A 26,366-nucleotide genomic window follows, 5' to 3' on the forward strand; every position below is an offset into this window, starting at 1 on the left:
GTTCGAGATGGCGTTATTAAATGTAGATAAATTATCGGTGCACTTCGGCGATGTGGGGTCCGAATTCCGTGCCGTAGACCGCATTAGTTACAGCGTGAACCAGGGTGAAGTGGTTGGCATTGTAGGGGAGTCCGGCTCTGGTAAGTCCGTCAGCTCGCTGGCGATTATGGGACTGATTGACTACCCAGGCCGCGTTATGGCCGAAAATCTGGAGTTTAATGGCCGTGACCTGAAGCGCATCTCTGAGAAAGAGCGTCGCCAGTTAGTGGGCGCGGAAGTGGCGATGATCTTCCAGGACCCGATGACCAGCCTTAACCCGTGCTACACCGTCGGCTACCAGATTATGGAAGCCATTAAGGTGCACCAGGGCGGCAACAAAAAAACGCGTATTCAGCGGGCGATTGACCTGCTGACGCTGGTGGGGATCCCCGATCCGGCCTCGCGTCTGGATGTCTATCCGCACCAGTTGTCTGGTGGGATGAGCCAGCGCGTGATGATCGCGATGGCGATTGCCTGTCGTCCAAAGCTGTTGATTGCCGACGAACCGACAACGGCGCTGGATGTGACCATTCAGGCGCAGATCATCGAGCTACTGCTGGAATTGCAGCAAAAAGAGAACATGGCTCTGGTCTTAATCACGCACGACCTGGCGCTGGTGGCTGAAGCGGCGCACAAGATCATTGTGATGTACGCCGGGCAGGTCGTGGAAACCGGGGCCGCACAGGATATTTTCCGCGCGCCGCGTCATCCGTATACCCAGGCGTTGCTGCGCGCGTTGCCGGAGTTCGCTCAGGATAAAGCGCGTCTGGCTTCGTTGCCGGGCGTGGTGCCAGGTAAATATGACCGCCCGACCGGTTGTTTACTGAACCCGCGCTGCCCCTATGCGACCGACAAATGCCGCGCTGAAGAACCTGAACTGAACCTGCTGGAAGGCGGTCGTCAGTCGAAATGCCACTACCCACTTGATGATGCCGGGAGGCCTGGGCTATGAGTACGCAAAAGGCCGCTTTGCCACAGCCGCTGTTGCAGGCAATTGACCTGAAAAAACACTACCCGGTGAAGAAGGGGATGTTCGCCCCGGAACGCCTGGTGAAAGCGCTGGACGGTGTCTCCTTTACGCTGGAACGCGGCAAAACGCTGGCGGTGGTAGGCGAGTCGGGCTGTGGGAAATCCACCCTTGGTCGCCTGCTGACGATGATTGAAGTCCCGACCGGCGGCGAGCTGTATTACCAGGGGCAGGATCTGCTTAAGCACGACCCGCAGGCGCAGAAGCTGCGCCGGCAGAAAATCCAGATTGTGTTCCAGAACCCTTACGGTTCCCTGAACCCGCGCAAGAAAGTAGGGCAGATTCTGGAAGAACCGCTGCTGATCAACTCCACGCTAAGCAAAGAGGAGCGTCGTGAAAAAGCGCTGGCGATGATGGCGAAAGTGGGGCTGAAAACCGAGCACTATGACCGCTATCCGCACATGTTCTCCGGCGGTCAGCGTCAGCGTATTGCCATCGCTCGCGGGCTGATGCTTGATCCAGACGTGGTGATCGCCGACGAACCGGTCTCGGCGCTGGACGTTTCTGTTCGTGCGCAGGTGCTGAACCTGATGATGGACTTGCAGCAGGAACTGGGGCTGTCATACGTCTTTATCTCGCATGACCTGTCGGTGGTAGAGCACATTGCCGATGAAGTGATGGTGATGTATTTAGGCCGCTGCGTGGAAAAAGGAACGAAGGATCAGATCTTCAATAATCCGCGTCATCCGTATACGCAGGCGCTGCTCTCTGCGACGCCGCGCCTGAACCCGGACGATCGCCGCGAGCGTATCAAGCTGACCGGTGAGCTGCCAAGCCCGCTGAATCCACCGCCGGGCTGTGCGTTCAATGCCCGCTGCCGTCGGCGTTTTGGTCCGTGTACCCAGCTTCAGCCGCAGCTGAAGGATTACGGTGGACAACTCGTGGCCTGTTTCGCTGTTGACCAGGATGAAAATCCACAGCAATAAACGTGGGTTATGACCTGATAACCGGAGCCTTGTGCTCCGGTTTTTTTATATTTTGTTTTTACGTCCACAATGTGAGTCCTCTGGCAGAACATTATTCCACAGCGTCTAAAATGTAGTCAGATTTCCTCTCGTCACAGAAATATCTATTTCGCAGTTGCTAACTGTCAGGAGCAAATGTGGTCACGATACGCTGGGATATTAAAACAATTGATCGTCTGTCGATGGTTGAGGATGTCCTGAAGGAATTTTCCTGCTGCGATATCAATATCATCTCTATGAAAGTCACGCCTGGACGGATCCTGATTAAATCCTGGTGCCGCCAGTTACAGGATATTTCCTGCGTGCAATCCTGTTTAGGCCGGCGCGCCGATATTATTAACGTCGCTTACCTGTGTGAAGAGATAAGCGAACTGTCAACGCCTGAGCCGGAACGCCCGCGCTATTTCTCTGACATTATTTGTAGCAGCCAGAGCATGCACTCGCTTATCGAAAAGGCGATAAAAATTGCCGACAGCAAATATACCGTTTTGATCCGCGGCGATACGGGTACTGGCAAAGAACTGCTGGCCCGGGCTATCCATAATTCCGGGCAGCGACGTTTTTATCCGTTTATTCCGGTCAACTGCTCTGCGCTACCTGAGTCGTTGATGGAGAGTGAATTCTTTGGCTATGAGAAAGGAGCTTTTAGCGGTGCAGATTGTAAAGGCAAAAAAGGGCTGTTTGAAATGGCCGATAAAGGCACCCTTTTTCTCGATGAATTTGGTGAAATGTCGCTGAGCTTACAGGCTAAATTACTGCGCGTACTTCAGGATGGCGGGATCCGTCGCGTTGGCGGGGCGCAAATTATTCCGGTCAATGTGCGCATTATTGTGGCAACCAACGCCAATCTGGAAGAGATGGTGGAACAACGTCTGCTGCGTGCCGATCTCTATTACCGCATCAATGTACTTTCACTGACCATTCCGCCCCTGCGGGAGCGCCCGCAGGATATCAGCCTATTGATTCGCCACTTTGTGCAGAAATACGCGAAGGAATTCCAACGACGGATCATTCTGGATAAAGCCTGCTTTGATGCCCTGCATCATCACACCTGGCCGGGAAACGTTCGCGAACTGGAAAATACCATCATTCGCCTGATGCTGATGGCGGAATCCGACGTCATTACGCGGGAAGAATTAGGGATGGTGAATTTGCCTGCCGTTGAGCTGACGCCGACAGAGCGTCCTTTTAAAGAACAGGTTTTGTGTGCTGAACGCCAGCTTATTGAACAGATGGTGGAAGAGAATGTGTCGTCGCGGCATATCGCTAAAGCGCTGGGGGTGTCACATACCACGGTACTGAATAAAATTCGCAGCTATCAACTGGAGAGTGTGAGTTAAGCGCCGTCAGTGACTGACGGCGCTGTAAACGGATTAGTCAATCAGCTTCAATAATGGCGACAGGCACAGCAGGATCCCGTACAACAGGATTAGCCAGGTTTTCAGCCCGCGTAGTTTTTCCAGTTGCGTTACTTTATAGATCAGGAAAAACGGAATAATACAGGACACAATCCCGTAAAGTGGGCTACCCAACTGGAAGAACACCAGTACCGATACACGAAATGACACCCAGATCACCAGGGTGATAACAATAAAGGTGCAAATACCCAGCGTAAGCACCAGGGGATTAATTTTCTCCACATCAATAATACGGCTCAGAACATTAAGAATAATACCCTTAATCGCCTCGTGGAACCCCAGATAAATACCAAAGAATGCGGTTAATACGGCGAAGATATTTAGCACCGTTGAGGTGATATGAATAATTTGCCCAGGAATGACTTGCGCTGCCAGCGCCAGTGCGGAAATATTTTGTTCGAAGGCCGAAACGGCCTCTTCATGACTAATAGAAAAGGTAAAAGAGAATGAGAAAAACAGAATGACCGCAATCAGCGTAATGTAACTGATGCGATGCGTGCGTATTGCCATGCGGGTGGCCAGAACCCGGTCCGCTACCCGCTTGCGGTAGGCGATGTTCATTGGGTTCAACACCTGAATAAACACCGCCGAGAAGAAGCAGAACGGGATGGTCAGCAGCACGTCGCGAAAGAAGACCGATGCTTCAGGGAATGCGCTGATATTAGCGAAGTTCCAGTGCGGAACCATCGCAAAACCAAACACGATGATGATCCCCACTTTGACTACCACCATCGGGCCGGAGATTTTAAACAGCAGCTTTTCTCCCCCGGAAGCAATGGCCACCAGCACGGCAAAAATGGCCACTTTATAGATTATCGATTGTGAAAGATCGGCATCGGTTAAGCCGAAGGTTTTGATATATGAGGCACTGTCAAAAACCACGGATAAGGAATAGATAAATATGCCGTGAATAATCATCAAAAAATAGATGACGCCAAGAAATACACCCCAGTTTTTTCCCAGGTAATGACTGATAATATCGGTATAGTCATTACAAGTTTCACTTTCTGATAATGTTTTTAAATAAATATCCTGCACAATATAGGTTGCTGGATAGGCAATAATAAAGGCGACGATAAATACCCAAATGCCTGTTAAGCCTATTTGTACCGGCATCAGTACCGTTCCGGCACCAATTGCCATACCGATACACAGTAATACCCAGCCAAAGTCATATTTCGTAAACGGTATTTTCTTTGAGAATGGTACGGTGGTTGCTGTATTGTTGCTTAGTTGTAATGTGTCGTCCTGCATAGAACCCCCTGCCCAAAATACGCGCACTCCCCGAAACAGGATTGCGCGTATTACCAGACTGTTGTGCCTTGATTCTCAACAACCTGAACCGATCGGCGTCGGTTCAGGTCATAATGGTCAGAATGTTGCCTTTCTGATGGCGTGTTCAAGGTCGTTAATAATATCTTCTGGATCTTCAAGACCCACAGAAAGACGGATAAGCCCGTCGGTAATACCTGCTTTAAGCCGTTCCTCTGGCGCAACGGGCGAATGTGTCATAGACGCTGGGTGCTGAATGAGGGTTTCGGTATCACCGAGACTGACCGCGAGGAGGCACAATTCTACAGAATTGATCATCCGTCTGCCAGCCTCGAGGCCGCCGGCAATTTCGAAGCTGATAATTCCTCCTGGCAGGCTCATCTGCCGCTGGCCCAGCTCATACTGCGGGTGTGAAGACAAGCCAGGATAATAAACGCGGGTAATGGATGGATGCCCCTCGAGGAAGCGGGCGATTTTCAATGCGTTTTCACAGTGGCGTTCCATACGTATGCCCAGTGTTTTAACGCCGCGTAGCGTCAGCCACGCGTTGAAAGGACTCATGCAGCCGCCGGTGATATCTTTCAGACCAACAAACCGCGCCTGGTCAATAAACTCCTGCTTACCAACAATGATGCCGCCAATCACGTCTCCGTGACCGTTGATATATTTAGTGACGCTGTGCACCACAATATCCGCGCCTAACTGTAAAGGCTGCTGGCAGTACGGTGACATAAAGGTGTTATCCACCACCAGCAATGCGCCTTGTTGATGGGCGATACCGGCTACCGTTTCAATGTCGACCAGCGACAGCGTCGGGTTAGCGGGCGTTTCGATATACACTACTTTGGTTTCCGGGCGCATGGCGGCGCGGATTTCTTCAGGCTTTGCCGCATCGACGAAGCTGACGTTAATCCCAAACTTCGGCATGCTGTGCGACAAAAACGCGTGGGTGCAGCCGTAAATCGCGCTGGCGGAAACGATATGGTCGCCCTGTTGGCACAACGTCAGCAGCGTGGTGGTGATGGCAGAAATACCGGATGCGGTTGCCAGCCCGGCTTCACCTCTTTCCAGTACCGCCAGCTTTTTCTCCAGCGCATCGGTGGTGGGGTTACCCAAACGGGTGTAAATGTACCCGGACTCCTCGAGCGCAAAGCGGGCGGCACCTTGTTCGGCGCTGTCAAAAACAAACGTTGAAGTCTGGAAAATAGGCGTACTGAGCGCGCCAGTAGAAGGGTCGGGTTGTTGCCCCGCGTGAACGATCTGGGTGTTGAATCCGTAAGTACGACAGTCAGACATGATATCTCCTTTGATTCGGAACAGAACAGCTCACAGTCAAATAGCAATCGCTGTGCCAGAAAATGAAAGTATAGATATCAATGAGATATGTCTTTTTCTGTATTGAGGAGCGGCAGGAATGTTGCCAACTGGCAAGAATCTTTCCAGCGTAATGGTGCGAAAACAGGTGAAATGCGAGGCGCTACGCAGAGCCGCGTATTGCGCAGTGATATGGCAAGTGGGCTACCGTAGAATCAGCGGCAAGCCGGGAATTCCCGGTGAGGCGCAATGTTGCGGGGGCTTGATCCCCGGCGGCATCGGTTGCTGGAAAGAGAAAACCCCCGCACGTTGTTAGGTATAAACCAGGCAACAAGACGGGGGCTAACTTGACTCCAGACAAGTTAAGAATAGCCGCGAACAGTTGCCATTGCAACACAGGCGGCTATATGACGCTCGCACAGTTAGGCGTGGCCTTCTGGCACGATTTAGCGGCTCCGATCATCGCTGGCATTATTGCCAGCCTGATTGTGAGCTGGCTGCGTAACAGGAAGTAATGCACCTTGCGGGCGTCTGTCTGCCGTGATGGCAACATGCGCCCGAACCAGGCCGCAGGGGGAAACCTTGCGGCCTTTTTCGGCTTAAATGCGGATAAATCTCGTCGCCAGGTGCCTATCCTGTCGGGATAATGCATGCTGGGAAGTTTTCAGATACCGCCTCTCTTAATACCGCTACGATCGGGTATACTCTGACGGCAGTTTCGTCTATCCGTGGAGAGTCAGTTTGCGTGTCAGTCGCTCGTTAACAATTAAGCAGATGGCAATGGTTGCGGCCGTTGTCATGGTGTTTGTGTTTATTTTTTGCACCGTTTTGTTGTTCCATCTGGTCCAGCAGAATCGCTACAACACGGCTACGCAACTGGAAAGTATCGCTCGCTCCGTCCGTGAGCCTCTGTCGGGCACGATCCTGAAAGGGGATATTCCCGAAGCAGAAGCTATTTTAAGAAGTATTCGACCTGCAGGCGTGGTCAGTCGCGCCGATGTGGTGCTTCCCAATCAGTTTCAGGCGCTGCGGATGAGCTTTATTCCTGAACGCCCGGTTCCGGTTACGGTGACTCGCCTGTTTGAACTTCCGGTACAAATTTCGCTGCCGGTCTATTCTCTTGAGCGTTCAGCGAATCCGCAACCGCTGGCGTATCTGGTGCTGCAGGCGGATTCGTACCGTATGTACAAGTTCGTGATGAGTACGCTCTCCACGTTAGTGACCATTTACTTACTTCTCTCGTTAATACTCACGGTAGCCATCTCATGGTGTATTAACAGATTGATTTTGCATCCATTACGTAAAATAGCGCGTGAGCTGAACGACATTCCCCAGCAGGATCTGATTGGCTATCAGCTGGCATTGCCGCGTCTGCATCAGGACGACGAGATTGGCCTGCTGGTGCGTAGCTATAACCTCAATCAGCAACTGATTCAGCGCCGCAGTGAAGAGCAAAGCGACCATTCAATGCGGTTCCCGGTTTCTGAGCTGCCCAACAAGTCGTTTCTGATGGCGCTGCTGGAGCAGGTTGTGAACCGCCAGCAGACAACGGCGTTGATGATTGTCACCTGCGAAACCCTGCGTGATACCGCGGGTGTGTTATCCGAGACCCAGCGGGAAATCCTGCTGCTTACGCTGGTTGAAAAGCTGAAGTCAGTATTGGCCCCCAGAATGGTGCTTACCCAGGTGAGCGGCTATGACTTTGCCATCATCGCACATGGTGTGAAAGAACCCTGGCACGCTATTACGCTAGGTCAGCAAGTACTCACTATCGTTAACGAGCGATTACCGATTCAGGGCATTCAACTCCGTCCAACCTGCAACATTGGGGTGGCGATGTTTAATGGCGATTTGACCGCAGAACAGCTTTACCACCGCGCACTCTCAGCCGTGTTAACGTCGCGTCACAAGGGTAAAAACCGGATTCAGTTCTTTGACCCGTTGCAGATGGAAGAGGCGCAACAGCGTTTGACGGAAGAGAACGATATTCTTACCGCGCTGGATAACCATCAGTTTGCGCTCTGGATGCAGCCGCAGGTGGAGATGTCCAGCGGTAAGGTATTGAGCGCAGAAGCATTATTGCGAATGCAGCAGCCAGACGGAAGCTGGGAACTGCCAGAAGGGTTAATCGACAGGATTGAGTCCTGTGGCCTGATGGTGACGGTCGGTTACTGGGTGCTGGAGGAGACATGCCGCCAGCTGTCAGCCTGGCAGGAACGCGGCCTGATGCTGCCGCTCTCGGTGAACCTGTCTGCGCTACAGCTGATGCATCCGAGTATGGTGTCGGATCTGCTGGAGTTGCTAAACCGCTATCGCATCAAGCCTGGGACGTTGATTCTGGAAGTGACCGAAAGCCGGCATATTGATGATCCTAACGCCGCTGTGGCTATTTTACGCCCGCTGCGCAACGCGGGTGTGCGTATCGCGCTGGACGATTTTGGTATGGGCTATGCGGGTCTGCGGCAGCTGCAGCACATGAAGTCGCTCCCGGTGGATGTACTCAAAATCGATAAGATGTTTGTCGATGGCGTCCCTGAAGATTGCAGCATGATCTCCGCCATCATTCAGTTAGCACATAGCCTCAATTTGCAGATGATCGCTGAGGGCGTCGAAACCGAAGCGCAACGCGAATGGTTATCACAAGCGGGGGTAGAAGTGGCACAAGGGTTCCTGTTTGCCCGGCCGGTTCCGGCGAATATCTTCGAAGAACGTTATCTGACGCCGAAAAACGCTGATTACAAAAGTTAAAAAAGGTCTCGCTTGTGCGAGCCAGCTCAAAATTTTTAACATTTCTGTATCAATTATGATCCAGCCGCATTTCTGTCATGTTGTGTGGGTGTTACTTTAAGGCCGCAGGTTAAACAAAACCTTACAAGACCTGTGGTTTTTACTTTAAGGACACCCTATGAAAACCTCTATATTCAAAAGCCTTTACTTTCAGGTCCTGACAGCAATTGCCATAGGTATCCTCCTTGGCCATTACTACCCTGAATTAGGCGCCCAAATGAAGCCACTTGGTGATGCTTTCGTTAAGCTCATCAAAATGGTCATCGCACCTGTCATCTTCTGTACTGTCGTGACCGGCATTGCAGGCATGGAAAGTATGAAAGCCGTAGGCCGCACCGGTGCGGTTGCACTGCTTTATTTTGAAATTGTCAGTACGATTGCGCTGATCATCGGCCTTATCATCGTCAACGTGGTGCAACCCGGTGCCGGTATGAACGTCGATCCGGCGACGCTGGATGCCAAAGCGGTTGCGATTTACGCCGAACAGGCAAAAGACCAGGGGATCGTAGGCTTCCTGATGGATATTATCCCGGGTAGCGTCATTGGCGCGTTCGCCAGTGGTAACATCCTGCAGGTATTGCTGTTTGCGGTTATGTTTGGTTTTGCGCTGCATCGTTTAGGTAGCAAAGGCCAGATGATTTTCAACGTGATTGAAAGCTTCTCGCAGGTTATTTTTGGCATCATCAACATGATCATGCGCCTGGCGCCGATCGGTGCTTTCGGTGCCATGGCCTTTACCATCGGTAAATATGGCGTCGGGACGCTGGTGCAGTTGGGTCAGTTGATCATCTGTTTCTACATCACCTGTATTCTGTTTGTGGTTGTGGTGTTGGGCTCGATTGCGCGCGCAACCGGCTTCAGCATTTTCAAATTCATCCGCTATATCCGTGAAGAACTGCTGATCGTTCTGGGCACCTCTTCTTCCGAGTCCGCGCTGCCGCGTATGCTCGATAAGATGGAAAAACTGGGCTGTCGCAAGTCGGTTGTCGGGTTGGTTATACCCACGGGCTACTCGTTTAACCTTGATGGGACATCAATCTATCTGACGATGGCGGCGGTGTTTATCGCTCAGGCCACCAACAGCCATATGGATATCTTCCATCAGATAACCCTGCTGGTGGTGCTCCTGCTCTCTTCAAAAGGTGCTGCGGGTGTGACCGGGAGTGGCTTCATTGTTCTGGCCGCGACTATCTCCGCTGTGGGCCATTTACCGGTTGCTGGCCTGGCGCTGATTCTCGGTATTGACCGCTTTATGTCTGAAGCCCGTGCGCTGACTAACCTGGTCGGTAACGGTGTGGCAACTGTTGTAGTAGCGAAATGGGTGAAAGAACTGGACCATAAAAAGCTGGATGATGTGCTGAATAATCGTGCGCCGGATGGCAAAACGCACGAAATATCCTCTTAATCTCTCCACTTATGCCCGTAGTCCCTTCCAGGACTGCGGGCGTTTGCGCATAATTAACCCCTGTGCCTGAAACCGCCGATTCGGCGGCGTCGGGATTTTTTCACTTCCTCCGTGACATTTTTATGTTCTTGCGGTCTAACACGAAGTGTTTTTAACGTCATATTCAGAGAGTCCTCTCGCGGGCTGTCTTTTTATTTCCAGGATAGTTGATCAGGGGTTCACATGCAGGGCACAAAAATTCGACTTTTAGCGGGCGGCTTGCTGATGATGGCCACTGCCGGCTATGTGCAGGCAGATGCGCTCCAGCCTGACCCGGCGTGGCAACAGGGCACGCTGGCAAATGGGTTACAGTGGCAAGTCTTAGCCACTCCCCAGCGCCCCAGCGACCGTATTGAGGTTCGCCTGCTGGTCAATACCGGTTCACTCACCGAAAGTACACAACAGAGTGGTTTCAGCCATGCGATCCCGCGTATCGCGCTGACGCAAAGCGGTGGCCTCGATGCTACGCAAGCCCGTTCTCTGTGGCAGCAGGGGTTCGATCCCAGTCGTCCCATGCCGCCCGTTATCGTTTCCTATGATTCCACGCTATATAACCTCAGTCTGCCTAACAGCCGCAACGATCTGCTGAAAGAGTCACTTTCTTATCTGGCGAATATTTCCGGTAATCTGAGCATCACCCCTGAATTGGTCAATCATGCGCTGAGTAGCGAAGATATGGTTGCAACCTGGCCGTCAGATACCAAAGAGGGATGGTGGCGCTATCGTCTGAAGGGATCGACGCTGCTGGGTCACGATCCTGCCGATCCGCTGAAAACGCCTGTTGATGCGACGAAAATCCAGTCCTTCTACCAGAAATGGTATACCCCGGATGCGATGACGCTGATTATCGTCGGTAACGTAGATGCGCGCAGCGTGGCTGATCAAATCAATAAAACCTTTGGCGAATTAAAAGGTAAACGTGAAACGCCTGCGCCGGTACCCACGCTCTCTCCGCTGCGTGCAGAGGCCGTAAGCATAATGACCGATGCGGTACGTCAGGATCGCCTGTCTATTATGTGGGATACGCCGTGGCAGCCGATCCGTGAATCTGCCGCGCTGTTACGTTACTGGCGCGCTGATTTAGCCCGTGAAGCGTTGTTCTGGCACATTCAGCAGGAACTCACCAAAAACAATGCCAAAGACATTGGCCTTGGCTTTGACTGTCGGGTGCTGTTCCTGCGCGCGCAATGTGCCATTAACGTTGAATCACCGAACGGTAAGCTGAACGCGAACCTCAGCACGGTTGCGCGTGAGCTGGCCAAAGTGCGCGATAAGGGGCTGCCGGAAGAAGAGTTTAATGCGCTGGTGGCGCAAAAGAATCTGGAACTGCAGAAGCTGTTTGCCACCTATGGTCGCACCGATACCGATATTTTGATCAGCCAGCGTTTGCGCTCGCTGCAAAACCAGGTCGTAGATATTGCGCCTGAACAGTATCAGCGTTTACGTCAGAGCTTCTTGAACAACCTGAGTGTTGAGATGCTGAATCAGGACCTGCGTCAGCAACTGTCGCAAGATATGGCGTTAATTCTGTTGCAGCCGAAGGGTGAGCCTGAATTCAATATGAAGGATCTGCAGGCGACGTGGGATAGCATTATGGCGCCGGTTACCGCCGCGGCAACGTCGGTAGAAACGGATGAATCACATTCTGAAGTGACGGACATCCCGCCGGTACAATAAGGGAATCGTGACCTGCAGGCCGGACGCGACGTTAACGTCTAATCCGGCTTGCCAGAACGTCAGATTATTGCGGCATGGCGTCGCGAGGAATAATCGCCCCGCGATGCTGAATAACGGTGCTTGCCGTCAGGTGGCCGCGTTTTGCGGCATCAGCGGCATCGCCACCGGTCAGACGTACCGCCAGATACCCGGCGCTGAAGGAGTCTCCCGCAGCGGTCGTATCGATAACCTTCTCTTTCGGCAGTTTTACGGCCGGAACGTCGATGAGTTCTTCGCCTGCGATCGAAACCAGGCAAGAATCTGCACCGCGTTTCACAACCACTTCCTGTACGCCAGCCGCGTGAGTACGGGCAATCACCTCGGCAACCGGTTTTTCACCCCACAGCGCGTCTTCATCATCCAGCGTCAGGAACGCGATATCGGTGCATTCCAGCATCTGCTGATACACCTGCTGGGTCTCTTCTTTACTGCTCCACAGACGTGGGCGGTAGTTATTGTCAAAAATGACCTTTCCACCGTTGGCACGGCATTCTTGCAGCAGCGACAGCAGCTTGTCACGACTTGCCGGGCTTAAAATAGCCAGGCTGATTCCGCTCAGATACAGATAGTCAAATGTCGCCAGTTCTTCGCAAATAGCGGCGGACTGTTCGCTCTCAAGCCAGAATTTTGCGGCGGCTTCATTACGCCAGTAATAGAAGGTGCGCTCGCCGGTGCTATCGGTTTCAATGTAATAGAGGCCCGGCAGGCGGTTTTCCATGCGTTGGGTTAATGAGGTATCCACATTTTCGCTCTGCCAGGATTCCAGCATTTGTTGGCTAAAACTGTCGGTACCCAGCGCAGTCACATAGTGTACGGAAAGTGCCGCAGCATCGACCTGACGGGCGATATAAACGGATGTATTCAACGTGTCGCCACCGAATCCGCGCTGAACGTCAGCGCCTTTCTGTGACAGCTCAATCATGCATTCGCCAATCACGGCAATCTTTCTGGACATAGTCGTAACCTGCTCTGAAAAAAATTAGCGTTAGTGTGCGCTGTGGGTGTTAAGTGGTCAACTATATTAAAACATCGTTCCATTATTTTTTTGAGCCAGCACGTGTTCTGCGTCGTTTTTTGCCGCTTAGTTTCTATTTTGCGTAGGGCTGAACGTAAAGTTCTTCGCCTGAGCGCCGATAACCTTTGACGAGTCCGGTCAGTCACACTCTTATTTACAGGACATCTCAGATGATAAAGCAGGTTACCCAGCAGCTAATTACGCTCGATGCGAGTATTGAAAACTTGCAGGAGAGACGCTATTGGCTGCAGTGCGAGCGTGCTTACACATACCAGCCGATTTATCAGACCAACGGACGGCTGATGGCCGTTGAGCTGCTGACCGTCGTGAGCCATCCTGAAAACCCCTCCCAACGTATCGCGCCAGACCGCTATTTCGCCGAAGTGGCCGTACGACATCGTGTAGATGTGGTGAAAGAGCAGCTTGTACAGCTTGAACAAAAAGGGGCGTTTTTCAAAGCCAACGATCTGCTGGCATCCGTGAATGTCGACGGGCCAACGCTGATTGCAATGCGCCAGGATCCCGAAATCCTGAAAATCATCGAATGTCTGCCGTGGCTGCGCTTTGAACTGGTGGAGCATATCCGCTTGCCGAAGGGATCGTCGTTCGCCTCAATGTGCGAGTTTGGCCCGCTCTGGCTGGATGATTTTGGTACCGGAATGGCAAACTTCTCGGCTCTGAGCGAAGTGAGTTACGACTATATCAAAGTGGCGCGGGATCTGTTTGTCATGCTGCGCCAGACGCCGGAGGGCCGCAATCTCTTTACGCTGCTGTTACAGCTGATGAACCGCTATTGCCGCGGTGTGATTGTCGAAGGCGTTGAAACGCTGGAAGAGTGGCGTGATGTACAAAACTCACCGGCTTTCGCTGCGCAAGGCTATTTTCTCTCTCGTCCAGTGCCTCTGGATACCCTTGAAGACGTAATTCTGTCGCTTTGATAAGGATGTAGAACGCCTCCTTTCCCTCTGCTGGACTATCTTTAGGACAGGCAAGGAAGAAAGTAAGGAGGTTAAACATGACGAGAACAGGCAAAATAACCACTTCAGTAATAGGGGTTTTCTTGTTGTTGATCGTCGTACTCATCATCGTGATTGCGACATTTGACTGGAACCGGCTCAAACCGACCATCAACCAGAAAGTCTCTACAGAACTCAACCGTCCCTTCGCCATACGGGGTGACCTGGGCGTGGTTTGGGAACGCCAAAAACAGGAAACCGGCTGGCGTAGCTGGGTTCCGTGGCCGCATGTTCATGCTGAGGATATCATCCTCGGCAACCCGCCGGACATTCCTGACGTCACCATGGTGCATCTCCCGCGAGTTGAAGCCACGCTCGCCCCACTGGCATTGCTGACAAAAACCGTCTGGCTCCCGTGGATCAAGCTGGTAAAACCCGATGCGCGGCTTATCCGCCTGTCGGAGAAAAACAATAACTGGACCTTTAATCTGGCAGGGGATGAAAACCGCGATCCCAATGCGCCGCCATCAGCCTGGTCTTTCCGGCTGGATAACATTCTGTTCGACCAAGGTCGCATCGCCATTAACGATAAGGTGACGAAGTCAGAGATTGAGATCCTGGTCGATCCGCTGGGTAAGCCGTTGCCCTTTAGCGAAGTGACTGGCGCAAAAAGTAAAGAGAGCAACGCCCACATTGAGGACTACGTGTTTGGCCTGAAAGCGCAAGGCCGATATAACGGCGAACCGCTAAGCGGTAGCGGGAAAATAGGCGGAATGCTGGCGCTGCGCGGTGAAGGAACCCCTTTCCCGATTCAGGCTGATTTCCGTTCGGGTAATACGCGTGTGGCGTTTATCGGTACGATAAACGATCCGATGAATATGGGCGGGGCGGATCTGCGGCTTAAATTCTCGGGAGATTCGCTAGGGGATTTGTACGATTTGACCGGCGTGCTGCTCCCGGATACGCCGCCGTTTGAAACCGACGGACATCTGGTCGCGAAAATTGACCCGGAAAAATCCTCTGTTTTTGATTACCGCGATTTCAATGGCCGAATTGGCGACAGCGATATTCACGGAACGCTGGCCTATACCACCGGTAAGCCGCGCCCAATGCTGAAAGGGGATGTTGAGTCACGCCAACTGAGGCTGGCTGATTTGGGGCCGCTGATCGGTGTGGATTCAGGCAAAGGGGCCGAGCGGGCCAAACAATCTGAACAGCGCAAAGGTGAGAAGAGCGTCCAGCCCGCGGACAAGGTCTTGCCGTATGACCGTTTTGAAACCGACAAATGGAACGTGATGGACGCTGACGTACGTTTCAAAGGACGGCGTATTGAGCACGGCAGTAGCCTGCCAATCAGCGATCTCTCCACCCATATCATCCTGAAAAATGCCGACCTGCGCCTGCAGCCGCTGAAATTTGGCCTCGCGGGAGGCAGCATTGTCTCCAGCATCCATCTGGAAGGGGATAAAAAGCCGATGCGGGGGCAGGCGGACATCCAGGCTCGCCGCCTGAAGCTAAAAGCGCTGATGCCGGATGTGGAGCTGATGCAGAAAACGCTCGGTGAAATGAACGGTGACGCCAGGTTTAGCGGGAGCGGAAACTCGGTAGCGGCGCTGCTTGGTAACAGCAACGGCAACCTGAAGCTGCTGATGAACGACGGTTTGATCAGCCGGAATCTGATGGAAATTGTTGGCTTGAATCTGGGCAACTATCTTGTTGGACAGATATTTGGTGATGACGAGGTGCGGGTAAACTGCGCGGCGGCGAATCTGGATATTGTTAACGGCGTAGCCCGCCCGCAGATTTTTGCCTTCGACACGGAAAACGCGGTCATTAATGTCACTGGTACGGCGAGTTTTGCGTCGGAGCAACTGGATTTAACCATCGATCCGGAGAGCAAAGGCATTCGTATTATTACCCTGCGTTCGCCGCTGTATGTTCGCGGCACCTTTAAGAATCCGCAGGCCGGCGTGAAGGCTGGGCCGCTGATTGCGCGCGGTGCGGTTGCTGCCGCGCTGGCAACGTTGGTGACGCCCGCGGCGGCCTTGCTGGCGCTGATTTCACCTTCTGAAGGGGACGCTAATCAATGCCGGACCATTTTGTCGCAAATGAAGAAGTGATTTTTGCCGTTGTCGGATGGCGCTAACGCTTCACTTCTGCGGCCTACATTTCATGCTCAACGTAGGCCGCAGACGGTGGTTACAGCCAAAAAATCACAATGACTGATGGCGGGTTTCGTGGGTTAACAGCAGCGCAATCAGCGTTAACGCCGCCATTGATGCCAGATACGTACCGACCGCCGCCAGGCCGTAATTCGCCTGCAGCCATGCGGCAATGTAAGGGGCAACGGAAGCACCAAGAATCGACGAAACGTTGTACGAGAACGACGCCCCCGTGTAGCGCACTTCGGTCGGGAACAGCTCCGGCAGTAGCGCGCCCATCGGACCAAATGTCAAACCCATCAGGCTCAAACCAAGCAACAGGAAGGCGAACACCAGCACCGGATTGCCAGAGCCGAGCAGCGGTTTAAAGGCAAACAGCGCAAACAGAATAATAAGCGTGGTGATGATGAGCATGCTCTTGCGACGACCAAACGCATCGGCCAGCAGGCCCGCCACCGGCACCATGACGCCAAAGCCAATAACCGCCATCATCAGCATCCACAACACTTCATTACGCGGCAGGCCAAGCCCTACAGGCGCCGCGGCGGTGCTGAACGTCATGGAATAGACGGTCATGATATAGAACAGCGTATAGGTCGCCAGCATGATGAACGTGCCGAGGATCGTCACGCGGACATGTTTTGTCAGCAGGGTACCCAGCGGGATTTTCACCTGTTTTTTCGCCGCAGCCACTTTGGCAAAGACCGGGGATTCATGCAGCGAAACGCGAACGTACAGACCGATAATCACCAGCACCGCAGAGAAGATGAACGGTACGCGCCAGCCCCAGCTCATAAACTGTTCGTCGGTCAGCAGCCAGGAGAGCAGCAGGAAAGTGCCGTTGGCGAAGAAGAAGCCGATAGGTGCGCCCAACTGCGGGAATGATCCGTACAGCGCGCGTTTACGCGGCGGTGCGTTTTCCGTCGCCAGTAACGCCGCGCCGCCCCATTCACCGCCCAGTCCTAAACCCTGACCAAAACGCGCCAGCGCCAGCAGCAGCGGGGCGAAAATACCGATAGTTTCATAGCCCGGCAGCAGGCCAATGACAACCGTCGAGATCCCCATAGTGAGCAGTGAGGCAACCAGCGTGACTTTACGCCCTACGCGATCGCCAAAATGCCCGAACACAGCAGAACCGATAGGCCGTGCCACAAAGGCGATAGCAAAGGTGGCAAGGGACTGCAGCGTTGCCGCGGTCGGATCCCCCTGCGGGAAGAAGATATGGGGGAACACGATCACCGCGGCGGTGGCGTAGATATAGAAGTCGAAGAACTCAATGGCAGTGCCAATGAGTGAGGCGACGACAACTTTATTGCGCGAGTTGACCGGGGTGTGTTCCTGTTCGTTGTCGAGCGTTGTGGCTGTTGCTTGCATAATATTTTCTTATTTTTGGTCGAACGAAAGGTCATATTACGCACAGCAAAAGAGACATTTCAATCTGTAACAAACCTTTCGTTCGGTCAAAAACAGAGCAAAAAGGGGATAATTTTTAGGCTGGAGATTTCACTTCCATGAAATGCTTCACATAATTTAAAACTTGGATGATAAAACTGGTTTTTGGTTAAACAAAAGTTACGGGCTGGATTTTAATTCTGATAATGCGCAGAATTTCGACGTAAGCATTGGGTTGGCCGGATAAGCGCAGCGTTATCCGGCAGTTAACAAAGATTAGCGGTGGGTTTTCCCCGGCATACGCGGGTCGTCTTTGTATTCTGCTGTGGCAATCCAGGCAGCGCAAAACAGAGTCAGACGGGCGAAGAAGTAGAAGAACGCCATCAGTCCAAGTACGGAACCAAACGCCGCGCCTGACGGCGATTGCACCAGTGATGGCAGCGTGTACGTCATGATCATTTTGATGACTTCAAACCCCAGTGCTGCGATAAACGTGCCGCGAATGAGCGCTTTTTTGCGCGGTCGGTGACGCGGTAGCCGCCAGAAAATCCAGAAGAACAGCAAGTAGTTGGCGAAAATAGAGATGGTCAGGCCGATCAGCCGCCAGGCGGGCTTCAGCCATTCGATGCCGTCGAGATACAGCGCAGAGATAATCATCTGCTGGGCGGAACCGGCGATGGAGGTAATGGACAGCGTAACAATCAGCGCAATCAGTAAGCCAATCAATGAGACAAAATCACGCAGATATTTGACCCAAATTTTTTCCTGATCCTGTGGGGTCCGCTCCCAGACATCCCGCGACTGGGCACGAATAGCTTCGCGCAGGTTTCCCATCCAGTTAATTCCGGAATAGAGCGCGATGGCAAGACCCACCAGACCGACGGTGGTTCGTTGCTGAACGGCGGTATTGATGGTGTTTTTCAGCGTGGAGGCGAGCGTCGGATCGCTGACGTTGAGCAGGATTTTGCTGAAGATATCCTGCAACAGCGTAGGGTGCGAAGCGAGAATAAAACCCGCGGCGGCAAACGACACCATCAGGATAGGGATCATCGACAGAAACGAGAAGTAGGTAATGGCGGCGCCAAACTGATTTCCCATACGATCGTTAAATCTCTCCGCGGCGCGAATCAGATGGGCAATCATGGGCTGGCGTTGAATTTTATCGGCGAAGGTCAGGGCGGTTTTCAGCGCCTGGTTGGTCTTACCGTTGGTTTCTGTATTCTTACGCTCCAGGGTCTCAATTTTTGGGATTGGTGCGTGCTCAAGTTCCTGAATGGGGCGTTTAATCTCTTTTTCCTGCGTCATCAGGGCAGTAATCCTTGTTCTGTTCATTCTCAGGACAGTATAGCTTGTCAGTCCACATAGTCTTTCATCACGCCGGTCAGCCATTCCATAAACAGATGTACGCGGCGGGAGAGGTTACGGCGATGCGGATAGAGCAATGAAACCGGTAATGGTTCGGCGCGATATTGCGGCAATACTTCAATCAGCGTACCGGCGCGCAGGGCATCACGCACGCCCACGCGCGGTACCTGAATAATGCCCAGACCGGCAAGACATGCCGCATGATACGTTTCGGTACTGTTCACCGTCAGCATGCCGCCGGTTTTAACCCATTTAGCACCGTTGTCTGTCGCCACTTCAAAGCCTTGCGCACGCGTTCCCAAATTGACTGAGTAGTGCACCACCGCATGCGAGGCTAAATCCTCCAGGCTTTCCGGATAACCAAAGCGGGCGAGGTATTGCGGGCTGGCGCAGTTAATCTGCGTGAGTTTCCCCAGCGGGCGCGCAATCAGCCCTGAATCTTTCAGCGTTCCCACGCGTACCACACAGTCGAAGCCTTCGCGGATCAAGTCCACCAGGCGGTCGCTGCTGCTAAGTTCGAGCTCAAGCCCCGGATACTGATGCAAGAAGGCCGGTAAACGGGGCATCACCAGATTTCTCGCCACACCAACCGGCATATCGACGCGCAGCTTGCCGCTGATGCTGGTCGGGTCGTGATGGAATAGCCCATCCAGTTCATCGAGATTGCTCAACAAATCTTTCGCTCGTTCGTAATAGATCATGCCGTCTTGCGTGAGCTGAACGCGGCGGGTTGTGCGGTGCAACAACTGTGTGCCCAGATGATTTTCCAGGGCCTGGATCTGGCGCGATACGCTACCTTTAGGAAGTCCGAGGGTGTCTGCCGCGCGCGAAAAGCTCTCCAGTTCTGCGACGCGGATGAACAACTGCATTGCGTGAATTTTATCCATTCTCATGCCCTATTGTTGTTCTAAACGAAACAGTAATGCGCAGTAAGCGGTATTTATTGTTTTTCTACCACCTAATAAGCTTTGTCTCAATCTTCACAACACCTGAAATGAGGTTTCTTATGACGCAACGTATCGCATTGGTGACCGGCGGCGGCCGTGGACTCGGTAAAAACGCGGCGCTAAAGCTGGCGAGTAAAGGCATTGGTGTCATCCTGACGTGGAACAGCAATGAAAAAGAAGCGCAGCAGGTTGTGGATGAAATTCGCCAATCTGGCGGTAAAGCTGTAGCATTACCGTTGAACGTCGGAAATATTTCCACTTTCCCTCAGTTTGTCAAACAGGTGCAGGAAACCCTACAAACGCACTGGCAAAGCGACACCTTTGATTATTTATTGAACAATGCCGGAGTTGGCATTAACGCGCCTTATCCGGCGTTCACTGAAGCGCAATTTGACCAGCTTTTGGACATCCATTTTAAAGGACCTTTTTTCCTGACACAGAACCTGCTGGCGCTGATCAACAACGGCGGACGCATTCTTAATGTCTCGACCGGATTGTCGCGCTTTGCGCTACCGGGTTACAGCGCTTACGCTGCCATGAAAGGGGCGATGGAGGTGTTAACCCGTTACCAGGCGAAGGAGCTGGGAGAGCGCGGCATTACGGCGAATATTATTGCGCCTGGGGCAATCGAGACGGATTTTAGCGGCGGAAACGTGCGGGATAATGCGCAATTGAATGCCTACATTGCATCGCAGACGGCGCTGGGGCGTGTTGGGTTACCGGACGATATTGGCGACGCCATTGCTGCGTTGCTCAGCGATGAGCTGGCCTGGATGACGTCACAGCGTATCGAAGTCTCTGGCGGGATGTTCCTGTAATCGACAGCCTCTTACTTAGCCTTTTGAGTAATCGAAAACTGGCGCGCCATCAGAAGTCAAAATATAGCTGGTGGCGTTTGCCGGTATTATTTGGAATCTGATACCGCGATCAGCGGTGCTGAAAGAGATCGGGGATAAACGTTCTGAAGAGTTCATTCTTCTTCGGGAGTGGATTTGTTGCATCAGAAACCATGATCACCTCCCCATTCTCATGCCCGAATGATCATTTAATGCGATATTTTGTTTTGTAACATATTTGTCTGTTATCGTGAGTTCCTTATTTTTAGCTAAGAATATAAACTCCGGGTTATTAATATTAGTAATCCAGGTTTGAACATCAAACATTAAGGAATTTCTGAATATTTGACCCCGATTTTGATCCTTTGTGTGATTCTTTGGTTTCAGCTGTAACTATTTATAACGTCTGCTTCTTTCTTCTCCGTCTATCGGTAAAATGGCCTCCGCCAAATGGTGACTTCATATTTTGCCCCTCGGATAATACCCTTCCGCGTGTTAAGGCTAATATCTTATTCAGACGGAGATAAATAATGCAGTTAATAATGTTTGACAGGCAGTCAATATTTATTCATGGAATGAATGTAATTTTGCAAGAGCGTATTCCAGGAGTGAATGTTCAGGGTGTCAGTCAGGCAGATGATCTTTGGCGGACGCTGGAAGACAATCCTGATGCACTGGTAATGCTGGATGGAGATTTTGACGCTGAGTTCTGCCGTAGCTTGCTGCAACAGATAGCAGAGCGCTTTGCGAAGGTAAAAGTGCTGGTAACCGCAACGGACTGCCGTAAAAAATGGCTACAGGAAGTCACGCAATTAAACGTGCTGGCCATTGTTCCGCGCGATTCTGATGCGGAAACCTTCACGCTGGCACTCAATAGCGTCGCGATAGGTATGATGTTTATCCCCAGAGATTGCATCACAGCGACCGAATGTGGCGGGCAAAATATCAGATTGCTCAGCGCGCGTCAGCGGGAGATTCTGACGATGCTGGCCGCCGGGGAATCTAATAAACAAATTGGTCGATTATTAAATATCAGCACCGGAACGGTAAAAGCCCATCTTGAATCGCTGTATCAGCGCCTGGAGGTAAAAAACCGTACGCAGGCGGCAATGATGCTAAACGACACCCTATAATGGGAAAATATTTCACAGTCAGACTGTTTCTGGCTGTGAAATAGCCATCGGCCAGAATTCAGCAGTGCAAAACCGGCTAATCCCCACGCTGAGCATCCATGCAATTAACGCTTCCTGTTGAAACCGATCTTGTATTTGCGGCATTTCCTTATGGATGAATGCCTCGCAGATATTTATATCCGCGAGCAGCAATGTTTCGGCCTGCATCAGCATAATTGGGGCATCAAAGGATTCATCTGCGGTGATTTCGTGCCCGTAGCCAATGACCCAGATCCCCTTTTTGTCCTGATACTTTTCCAGCGACAGGCCCTGCCATTGCTTAATAAATGCGATACAGGCGGGCGTGAAAGGCGTCGAATGCAGCGGCATAATAATCTCTGTACAAAGAGACCTATTTTAAGAAACACACCCCGTTACGCCAGCCGCCATCCAGCCATTTTTTACAGCAAAACGCCTGATGGCGCGGGCGGCTGATATTCCTGTTTTAACAGGCCGAAAATCCAGTCATCATGCCAGGTTTGATGTAGCCAGTAGCTTTCTCGCAGCGTGCCTTCGAGAATGAACCCGACCTTTTCCAGTAGACGCCGTGAGGCATCGTTTCCTGCGGTGACGCAGGCCGTCAGTCGGCGTAGTCCTCCGGCGGTAAACGCATACTCGCAAACGGCATGCAGGGATTCAGCGCCATAACCTTTGCCCTGCGCCTCGGGAGTGAGCAGAAAGCCGACCTCGGCACATTCATTTTTATCCTGAATATATCCGGTTACCCCAAGCGGTACGCCCGATGCCTTATCGCACAGGACCAGGCACAGCCAGTGTGGACTGCCGGGAGACCATTCAGGCAAGCGGGAGTCAAAGACTGTCCGTATCTCCTCTTCGGTACGCGAGTCAGCGACAAAGCGCATCACATCTGCGTTCTTCTGTAACGTTAAGAAAAACGCCCAGTCGTCATGTGTGAGCGGGCGGCAGATCAAACGCGAGGTTTTCAGTACAGGCACAGGCTTATCTCCAGAATAATTTTCAATGATTGTGTGGAAGTCACTGTAAAACATATTTATTTGCTATATGAATGTGTTTTAGTCTGTGGCGGCACAGCGCTGCATTTAAAAAAGATAACTACACACCATTGTGAGGCCGCACTTTTTGGGTCCTTTTAGGGAAGATAATGACCAATAGCGCGTTACAGGCGACATGTACACCATTCGAACATTGTTTGGGGATAATCCGCCAGGCCTCGGTAGAAATTTTGCTGATGCTTGGCGTGCGCGTCGCAGAGGGTAAAGATCCACGCTGGTTTCTCGAGCAGCTTGACCAGGCGCGATTGAATCTGGGAGGTTGGGGCGTTGTCGCCAGGCGGTTGCAGATGAATGACGCGCAATTGAGTCAGTTCACGTTGCGGCTACGCCATCTTCAGCAGAGCGTGCCGCAATATGAAAATGGCCAGGACGTCAGTGAAAACCAGCTGATTTCTGCGCTGCGCTTTGTCGCTTCTCTGGAACAGTTGCGCCAGCAACAGCCCCTCCTGAAGTATCCAACCGAGATTGAACGTGCAGAGCCGGATGCGCAGATGCGGGCGCAGCGTCAGCTTCGCGCAATAGAATTAACCCTCAAATCCCTGATTGCGCGGGTATGGCCGGATCAACATCCGCTCAACAGCTTCCTGAAACAGCACTTTGGCGGTGAACGTCTGCGTCGCTGGTTAAAGCTGGGCGAAAGTCGGGACGCGCTGGACGGCATGATGTTTAGCGAACTGGCGCTGATGGTTGTCGATAAGAAGTTATTCGTTCGGCATTTTAGCGAGATTTTTAACGATACCTCGGTGCTCATGTCGTTTGTTGAGCCACGTATCACGCTGAGGATGTTCCTGGATGACTGCCGCGTGGCCCGTAACTGCGTTATCGCGCAGCAACCGCTAACCTCAGTACAACTGCTGTTGCTGGATTGCCAGTACCGACAGATTACTCACCCTGTGCAGCGGGCATTTGAAGAACGGCGTACGCGCATTAATCCTGCGTCGTATCTGGCGTCCGATGAGGCGACGGTTCGCCAGTTTTGGGAAAACGCAAAGCAAAAAGACGAGCAGGCAGGGGGCGATAAACAGGAAATCGCAGACAGTATCGATCCGCCGGAGAAGCGGGCCAGGCGCACGGCGGAAGAACGTGAACAGCTGATTTCCGGCATGTTGTGGGTAGCGGTCGGCGTGATGGTGCTGGTGATTTCGCTGGGCGCGTTCTGGTTATTCACTTCGCCAGCGCCACAAGCGTCTTCCGGGCTATCCGTTGAAATCGTGCAGGAGGAGCCACGGCGTGATGCCCCTGGTGCGCGGGAGTCGGTGACCCGAATGGGCATCACCTGGGATGCCTTTAACATGCGCGCGGCTATCGAGCGCAACGACACCCGTGTGACGTCACTTTTCCTGCAGGGCGGGATGGACTGGAAGCTGGCGTGGACGGAGCAGGCATTCTCGGCAGGCAATACCGAGGTGTTGAGGCTGCTGCTGCGTTACCCTTCGCAGATGAGTGAGAGTAAGCCATGTCGGCAGTTTATGACCACGGTCAGCCATGCGATGGCGAATGGGGCGTCACTCACATCGCTGCATAAAAGCTATCTGCAAAGTTTTTGTTCGGTGCCGGCGGTTGTCGCGCGTCAGCAGTATGACCTTGAACAGGCCGAGCTACGCGTTCGCGCGCAGCCAAGCCCAGAGAACAAGAAATGGCAAAAAATTCACGCAGAACTGTACGATGCGATTAACTGACGGTCTGATAATTCAGACCGTCAGTTGCTAGGGTTCGCCATACAGACCGATGAGTCGGCGCACCACGCCATTGGTCCAGCCAAAGCCGTCCTGCAACGGATATTCCCCGCCGCCGCCTTCGCGCGGCGCGGCGTCGGCGATGTGGTATTTTTCGATAAGCTTGTGGTGTTCCTGATAAAAGAGATTCACCGTTTTTAACCAGTTACGGGCGATTTCATCCCCAAGATGGTCGTCGCCGTAAAGTTTGAAACCCTGGATCGCCATCCACTGCAGCGGCGCCCAGCCGTTGGGTTTATCCCATTGCTCACCCGTTTCATGCTCCGTGGCTAAAATCCCTCCGGGGGTTAGCAGGCGACTGCGTACCGCATTAGCAAGTCGGTCGGCTTGTTCATGCGTTGCCATGCCGACATACAGCGGCACAATACTGGCGGCAGAGAACAGGGCCATTTGTTCGCGCCGCCAGTCGTAATCGCGATAGCAGCCGTTTTCATCGTCCCAGAGATAGCGATTCACCGCATCGCGGCGGTCATTGGCTTTCTGGCGAAACTGCGCTTCAGTTTCTTTGTCGCCTTTCAGTGCGGAAATATTGGCGATAGTGCTTTCCAGCTTGTAGAGGAACGCGTTCAGGTCAATAGGGATGAACTGAGTGGTGCGTATGCTGGCAAGACGGCCTGCATCGCGTAGCCAGCGCGAGGAGTAATCCCAGCCGGAGGCCGCGCCCGCGCGCAAATCCCGATACACTTCATTGGGTGGGCGACCCGAATGCTTGGCGGTCTCGACGTCTTCAAGCCACGACTCATCGCGTGGCGTATCACGATCGTCCCAATAGCGGTTGAGCAGGGAGCCGTCCGACATTCTGATCACGTGACGGTAGGCCTGGTTGAGTACCAGGGAATCTGCGCCATCCATCCAGAACGCGTACTCCATTTTTAGATGATCAAGGTAACGACGTGCGCCGCGTACGCCATCCTCTTCAAACAGTTCGACCATTAGCGCAAAGACCGGCGGCTGCGAGCGACTCAGGTAGTAAGTACGGTTACCGTTCGGGATGTGACCATAGTTTTCAATCATCCAGGCAAAGTTATCCGCCATACATTTCAGCAGATCTTCGCGACCGCTCTCCGCCAGACCCAGCATGGTGAAGTAGGAATCCCAGTAGTAGGTTTCACTAAAACGCCCGCCGGGCACAATATATGACTGCGGTAACGCCAGCAGCGAGGACCAGGGAATGTGATCCTGTGGTTCGCGCGTCAGCACCGGCCACAGTTGATCGATATGCTCTTTCAGCGAATTTGCCGGGTCAGAAACATATTCACTGGAGGGCGTTTCCGGGAGCCAGAAGTGGTTCTCGACGAAGCGTCGCAGATCAAAGTCGCGGTGGCGTTTAACCTTGCGATAGCGGATCAAAATATCCAGCGGATCCATTTTCGGCGCACAGTCGGGGAAGGTTTTGCTATCGGCAAACAGTTTCGACGACTGAACGTGTTCGAACAGCTCGAGGTAACGATCGGCGGGAGTTAACGCATCTGAGGCGGGTAACCCTTCAATCATCTCTGGTTCAGGCTCCGCCTCAATCATTTCATCCAGCTTTAACTCGCACGGATCCATTTCATAAAGCAGATCGATGTCGATCGTCATTTCTTCAGAAGGGGCGTGGGGTAGTTTCTGGTTGAGCATAATGCGAAAGACCTCCGATGGACGTTGAAAGATTAAGGCTATTGCCCGCTCGTCAATTAAGCGTAGACATTCGCTTCGGTATCTGGTGAGTAAAGCGTGCGGTCGATCACATTTTAGTGCTGCGCAATATCCAAAAAGTAAATCTATCC

General features: G+C 52.6%; 21 protein-coding genes. 12 read left to right on the forward strand and 9 right to left on the reverse strand.

Annotated features, from left to right (window positions below):
- The first annotated feature begins 7 nt into the window (after positions 1 to 7).
- The 3 genes from dppD (at position 8) to N0B36_RS18030 (ending at position 3,371) form a co-directional block, all read left to right on the forward strand.
- Positions 8 to 991 (forward strand): dipeptide ABC transporter ATP-binding protein, encoded by a 984-nt coding sequence (dppD, locus tag N0B36_RS18020; protein WP_019078085.1) that lies wholly within the window; start codon positions 8 to 10, stop codon positions 989 to 991.
- Positions 988 to 1,992, forward strand: a complete 1,005-nt coding sequence (gene dppF, locus N0B36_RS18025; protein WP_003827418.1) for a dipeptide ABC transporter ATP-binding subunit DppF — start codon at positions 988 to 990, stop codon at positions 1,990 to 1,992. The genes dppD and dppF overlap by 4 nt, the downstream gene beginning before the upstream one ends.
- 176 nt (positions 1,993 to 2,168) lie before the next feature.
- A complete protein-coding gene (locus N0B36_RS18030) occupies positions 2,169 to 3,371 on the forward strand; it encodes a sigma-54-dependent Fis family transcriptional regulator (RefSeq protein ID WP_016154900.1) in 1,203 nt (400 codons plus the stop codon).
- A 33-nt stretch (positions 3,372 to 3,404) separates the two neighbouring features.
- On the opposite strand, the gene N0B36_RS18035 is transcribed toward N0B36_RS18030, so the two are convergent.
- Both N0B36_RS18035 and megL read right to left on the reverse strand, forming a co-directional pair.
- On the reverse strand, positions 3,405 to 4,703 hold the full coding sequence (locus N0B36_RS18035) for an amino acid permease (RefSeq protein ID WP_103283339.1): 1,299 nt from the start codon (positions 4,701 to 4,703) through the stop codon (positions 3,405 to 3,407).
- 117 nt (positions 4,704 to 4,820) lie between these two features.
- Positions 4,821 to 6,017 carry a methionine gamma-lyase gene (megL, locus tag N0B36_RS18040; RefSeq protein WP_003023295.1) on the reverse strand — a complete coding sequence of 399 codons (1,197 nt, stop codon included), beginning with the start codon at positions 6,015 to 6,017 and terminating at the stop codon, positions 4,821 to 4,823.
- 425 nt (positions 6,018 to 6,442) lie between these two features.
- On the opposite strand from megL, the gene N0B36_RS18045 reads away from it, so the two are divergent.
- From N0B36_RS18045 to N0B36_RS18060, 4 genes are all read left to right on the forward strand, one after another.
- Positions 6,443 to 6,550 carry a type I toxin-antitoxin system toxin Ldr family protein gene (locus tag N0B36_RS18045; RefSeq protein WP_016154898.1) on the forward strand — a complete coding sequence of 36 codons (108 nt, stop codon included), beginning with the start codon at positions 6,443 to 6,445 and terminating at the stop codon, positions 6,548 to 6,550.
- Positions 6,551 to 6,776: 226 nt separating this feature from the next.
- Positions 6,777 to 8,783, forward strand: coding sequence for a biofilm formation regulator HmsP (gene hmsP / locus N0B36_RS18050; RefSeq protein WP_032931922.1), 2,007 nt, complete (start codon positions 6,777 to 6,779; stop codon positions 8,781 to 8,783).
- Between the two features lie 157 nt (positions 8,784 to 8,940).
- A complete protein-coding gene (gene dctA / locus N0B36_RS18055) occupies positions 8,941 to 10,227 on the forward strand; it encodes a C4-dicarboxylate transporter DctC (RefSeq protein WP_003023301.1) in 1,287 nt (428 codons plus the stop codon).
- Between the two features lie 222 nt (positions 10,228 to 10,449).
- Complete coding sequence (locus N0B36_RS18060) at positions 10,450 to 11,943, forward strand: pitrilysin family protein (protein WP_259688776.1); 1,494 nt, start codon at positions 10,450 to 10,452, stop codon at positions 11,941 to 11,943.
- Between the two features lie 64 nt (positions 11,944 to 12,007).
- Here the strand turns inward: N0B36_RS18060 and N0B36_RS18065 are convergent, their stop codons facing one another.
- Positions 12,008 to 12,937, reverse strand: coding sequence for a sugar kinase (locus tag N0B36_RS18065; protein WP_016157709.1), 930 nt, complete (start codon positions 12,935 to 12,937; stop codon positions 12,008 to 12,010).
- Between the two features lie 230 nt (positions 12,938 to 13,167).
- Between N0B36_RS18065 and pdeH the strand changes: the two genes are divergently transcribed.
- Both pdeH and N0B36_RS18075 read left to right on the forward strand, forming a co-directional pair.
- Positions 13,168 to 13,935, forward strand: a complete 768-nt coding sequence (pdeH, locus tag N0B36_RS18070; protein ID WP_047415877.1) for a cyclic-guanylate-specific phosphodiesterase — start codon at positions 13,168 to 13,170, stop codon at positions 13,933 to 13,935.
- 77 nt (positions 13,936 to 14,012) lie between these two features.
- Complete coding sequence (locus N0B36_RS18075) at positions 14,013 to 16,073, forward strand: AsmA family protein (RefSeq protein WP_181629636.1); 2,061 nt, start codon at positions 14,013 to 14,015, stop codon at positions 16,071 to 16,073.
- 93 nt (positions 16,074 to 16,166) lie between these two features.
- Here the strand turns inward: N0B36_RS18075 and N0B36_RS18080 are convergent, their stop codons facing one another.
- The 3 genes from N0B36_RS18080 to N0B36_RS18090 all read right to left on the reverse strand — a co-directional run bounded on the left by N0B36_RS18080 (position 16,167) and on the right by N0B36_RS18090 (position 19,759).
- Positions 16,167 to 17,489: an MFS transporter gene (locus N0B36_RS18080; RefSeq protein ID WP_003023312.1), complete on the reverse strand. Its 1,323-nt coding sequence runs from the start codon at positions 17,487 to 17,489 to the stop codon at positions 16,167 to 16,169.
- A 294-nt stretch (positions 17,490 to 17,783) separates the two neighbouring features.
- Entirely contained in the window at positions 17,784 to 18,812 is a 1,029-nt protein-coding gene (gene yhjD / locus N0B36_RS18085) for an inner membrane protein YhjD (RefSeq protein WP_016154892.1), read from the reverse strand.
- 47 nt (positions 18,813 to 18,859) lie between these two features.
- Entirely contained in the window at positions 18,860 to 19,759 is a 900-nt protein-coding gene (locus N0B36_RS18090) for a LysR family transcriptional regulator (RefSeq protein WP_049283134.1), read from the reverse strand.
- Positions 19,760 to 19,878: 119 nt separating this feature from the next.
- On the opposite strand from N0B36_RS18090, the gene N0B36_RS18095 reads away from it, so the two are divergent.
- Together N0B36_RS18095 and N0B36_RS18100 are read left to right on the forward strand one after the other, a co-directional pair.
- Positions 19,879 to 20,637 carry an SDR family NAD(P)-dependent oxidoreductase gene (locus N0B36_RS18095; protein ID WP_259688777.1) on the forward strand — a complete coding sequence of 253 codons (759 nt, stop codon included), beginning with the start codon at positions 19,879 to 19,881 and terminating at the stop codon, positions 20,635 to 20,637.
- A gap of 548 nt (positions 20,638 to 21,185) precedes the next feature.
- Positions 21,186 to 21,788 (forward strand): response regulator transcription factor, encoded by a 603-nt coding sequence (locus N0B36_RS18100; RefSeq protein WP_016154889.1) that lies wholly within the window; start codon positions 21,186 to 21,188, stop codon positions 21,786 to 21,788.
- 18 nt (positions 21,789 to 21,806) lie between these two features.
- On the opposite strand, the gene N0B36_RS18105 is transcribed toward N0B36_RS18100, so the two are convergent.
- Both N0B36_RS18105 and N0B36_RS18110 read right to left on the reverse strand, forming a co-directional pair.
- Positions 21,807 to 22,157 carry a glycoside hydrolase family protein gene (locus N0B36_RS18105; RefSeq protein WP_259688778.1) on the reverse strand — a complete coding sequence of 117 codons (351 nt, stop codon included), beginning with the start codon at positions 22,155 to 22,157 and terminating at the stop codon, positions 21,807 to 21,809.
- 71 nt (positions 22,158 to 22,228) lie between these two features.
- Entirely contained in the window at positions 22,229 to 22,783 is a 555-nt protein-coding gene (locus tag N0B36_RS18110; protein WP_200052005.1) for a GNAT family N-acetyltransferase, read from the reverse strand.
- A gap of 167 nt (positions 22,784 to 22,950) precedes the next feature.
- Between N0B36_RS18110 and N0B36_RS18115 the strand changes: the two genes are divergently transcribed.
- Positions 22,951 to 24,540, forward strand: a complete 1,590-nt coding sequence (locus N0B36_RS18115; protein WP_259688779.1) for an STY4199 family HEPN domain-containing protein — start codon at positions 22,951 to 22,953, stop codon at positions 24,538 to 24,540.
- A gap of 27 nt (positions 24,541 to 24,567) precedes the next feature.
- Here the strand turns inward: N0B36_RS18115 and N0B36_RS18120 are convergent, their stop codons facing one another.
- The gene (locus N0B36_RS18120; protein WP_016154885.1) at positions 24,568 to 26,217 is read right to left on the reverse strand and encodes an alpha,alpha-trehalase; all 1,650 of its coding nucleotides are present in this window, start codon (positions 26,215 to 26,217) and stop codon (positions 24,568 to 24,570) included.
- Between the last annotated feature and the right edge of the window lie 149 nt (positions 26,218 to 26,366).

Source organism: Citrobacter sp. XY323 (assembly GCF_025106035.1).
GTDB lineage: Bacteria > Pseudomonadota > Gammaproteobacteria > Enterobacterales > Enterobacteriaceae > Citrobacter > Citrobacter braakii.

What these genes read in the sequence shown, in the direction of transcription:
- dppD (WP_019078085.1), top strand. Translation starts at nt 8, where the DNA reads ATGGCGTTATTAAATGTAGATAAATTATCGGTGCACTTCGGCGATGTG.
- dppF (WP_003827418.1), top strand. Translation starts at nt 988, where the DNA reads ATGAGTACGCAAAAGGCCGCTTTGCCACAGCCGCTGTTGCAGGCAATT.
- N0B36_RS18035 (WP_103283339.1), bottom strand. Translation starts at nt 4,703, where the DNA reads ATGCAGGACGACACATTACAACTAAGCAACAATACAGCAACCACCGTA.
- megL (WP_003023295.1), bottom strand. Translation starts at nt 6,017, where the DNA reads ATGTCTGACTGTCGTACTTACGGATTCAACACCCAGATCGTTCACGCG.
- N0B36_RS18045 (WP_016154898.1), top strand. Translation starts at nt 6,443, where the DNA reads ATGACGCTCGCACAGTTAGGCGTGGCCTTCTGGCACGATTTAGCGGCT.
- dctA (WP_003023301.1), top strand. Translation starts at nt 8,941, where the DNA reads ATGAAAACCTCTATATTCAAAAGCCTTTACTTTCAGGTCCTGACAGCA.
- N0B36_RS18060 (WP_259688776.1), top strand. Translation starts at nt 10,450, where the DNA reads ATGCAGGGCACAAAAATTCGACTTTTAGCGGGCGGCTTGCTGATGATG.
- N0B36_RS18065 (WP_016157709.1), bottom strand. Translation starts at nt 12,937, where the DNA reads ATGTCCAGAAAGATTGCCGTGATTGGCGAATGCATGATTGAGCTGTCA.
- pdeH (WP_047415877.1), top strand. Translation starts at nt 13,168, where the DNA reads ATGATAAAGCAGGTTACCCAGCAGCTAATTACGCTCGATGCGAGTATT.
- N0B36_RS18075 (WP_181629636.1), top strand. Translation starts at nt 14,013, where the DNA reads ATGACGAGAACAGGCAAAATAACCACTTCAGTAATAGGGGTTTTCTTG.
- N0B36_RS18080 (WP_003023312.1), bottom strand. Translation starts at nt 17,489, where the DNA reads ATGCAAGCAACAGCCACAACGCTCGACAACGAACAGGAACACACCCCG.
- yhjD (WP_016154892.1), bottom strand. Translation starts at nt 18,812, where the DNA reads ATGACGCAGGAAAAAGAGATTAAACGCCCCATTCAGGAACTTGAGCAC.
- N0B36_RS18090 (WP_049283134.1), bottom strand. Translation starts at nt 19,759, where the DNA reads ATGGATAAAATTCACGCAATGCAGTTGTTCATCCGCGTCGCAGAACTG.
- N0B36_RS18095 (WP_259688777.1), top strand. Translation starts at nt 19,879, where the DNA reads ATGACGCAACGTATCGCATTGGTGACCGGCGGCGGCCGTGGACTCGGT.
- N0B36_RS18100 (WP_016154889.1), top strand. Translation starts at nt 21,186, where the DNA reads ATGCAGTTAATAATGTTTGACAGGCAGTCAATATTTATTCATGGAATG.
- N0B36_RS18105 (WP_259688778.1), bottom strand. Translation starts at nt 22,157, where the DNA reads ATGCCGCTGCATTCGACGCCTTTCACGCCCGCCTGTATCGCATTTATT.
- N0B36_RS18115 (WP_259688779.1), top strand. Translation starts at nt 22,951, where the DNA reads ATGACCAATAGCGCGTTACAGGCGACATGTACACCATTCGAACATTGT.
- N0B36_RS18120 (WP_016154885.1), bottom strand. Translation starts at nt 26,217, where the DNA reads ATGCTCAACCAGAAACTACCCCACGCCCCTTCTGAAGAAATGACGATC.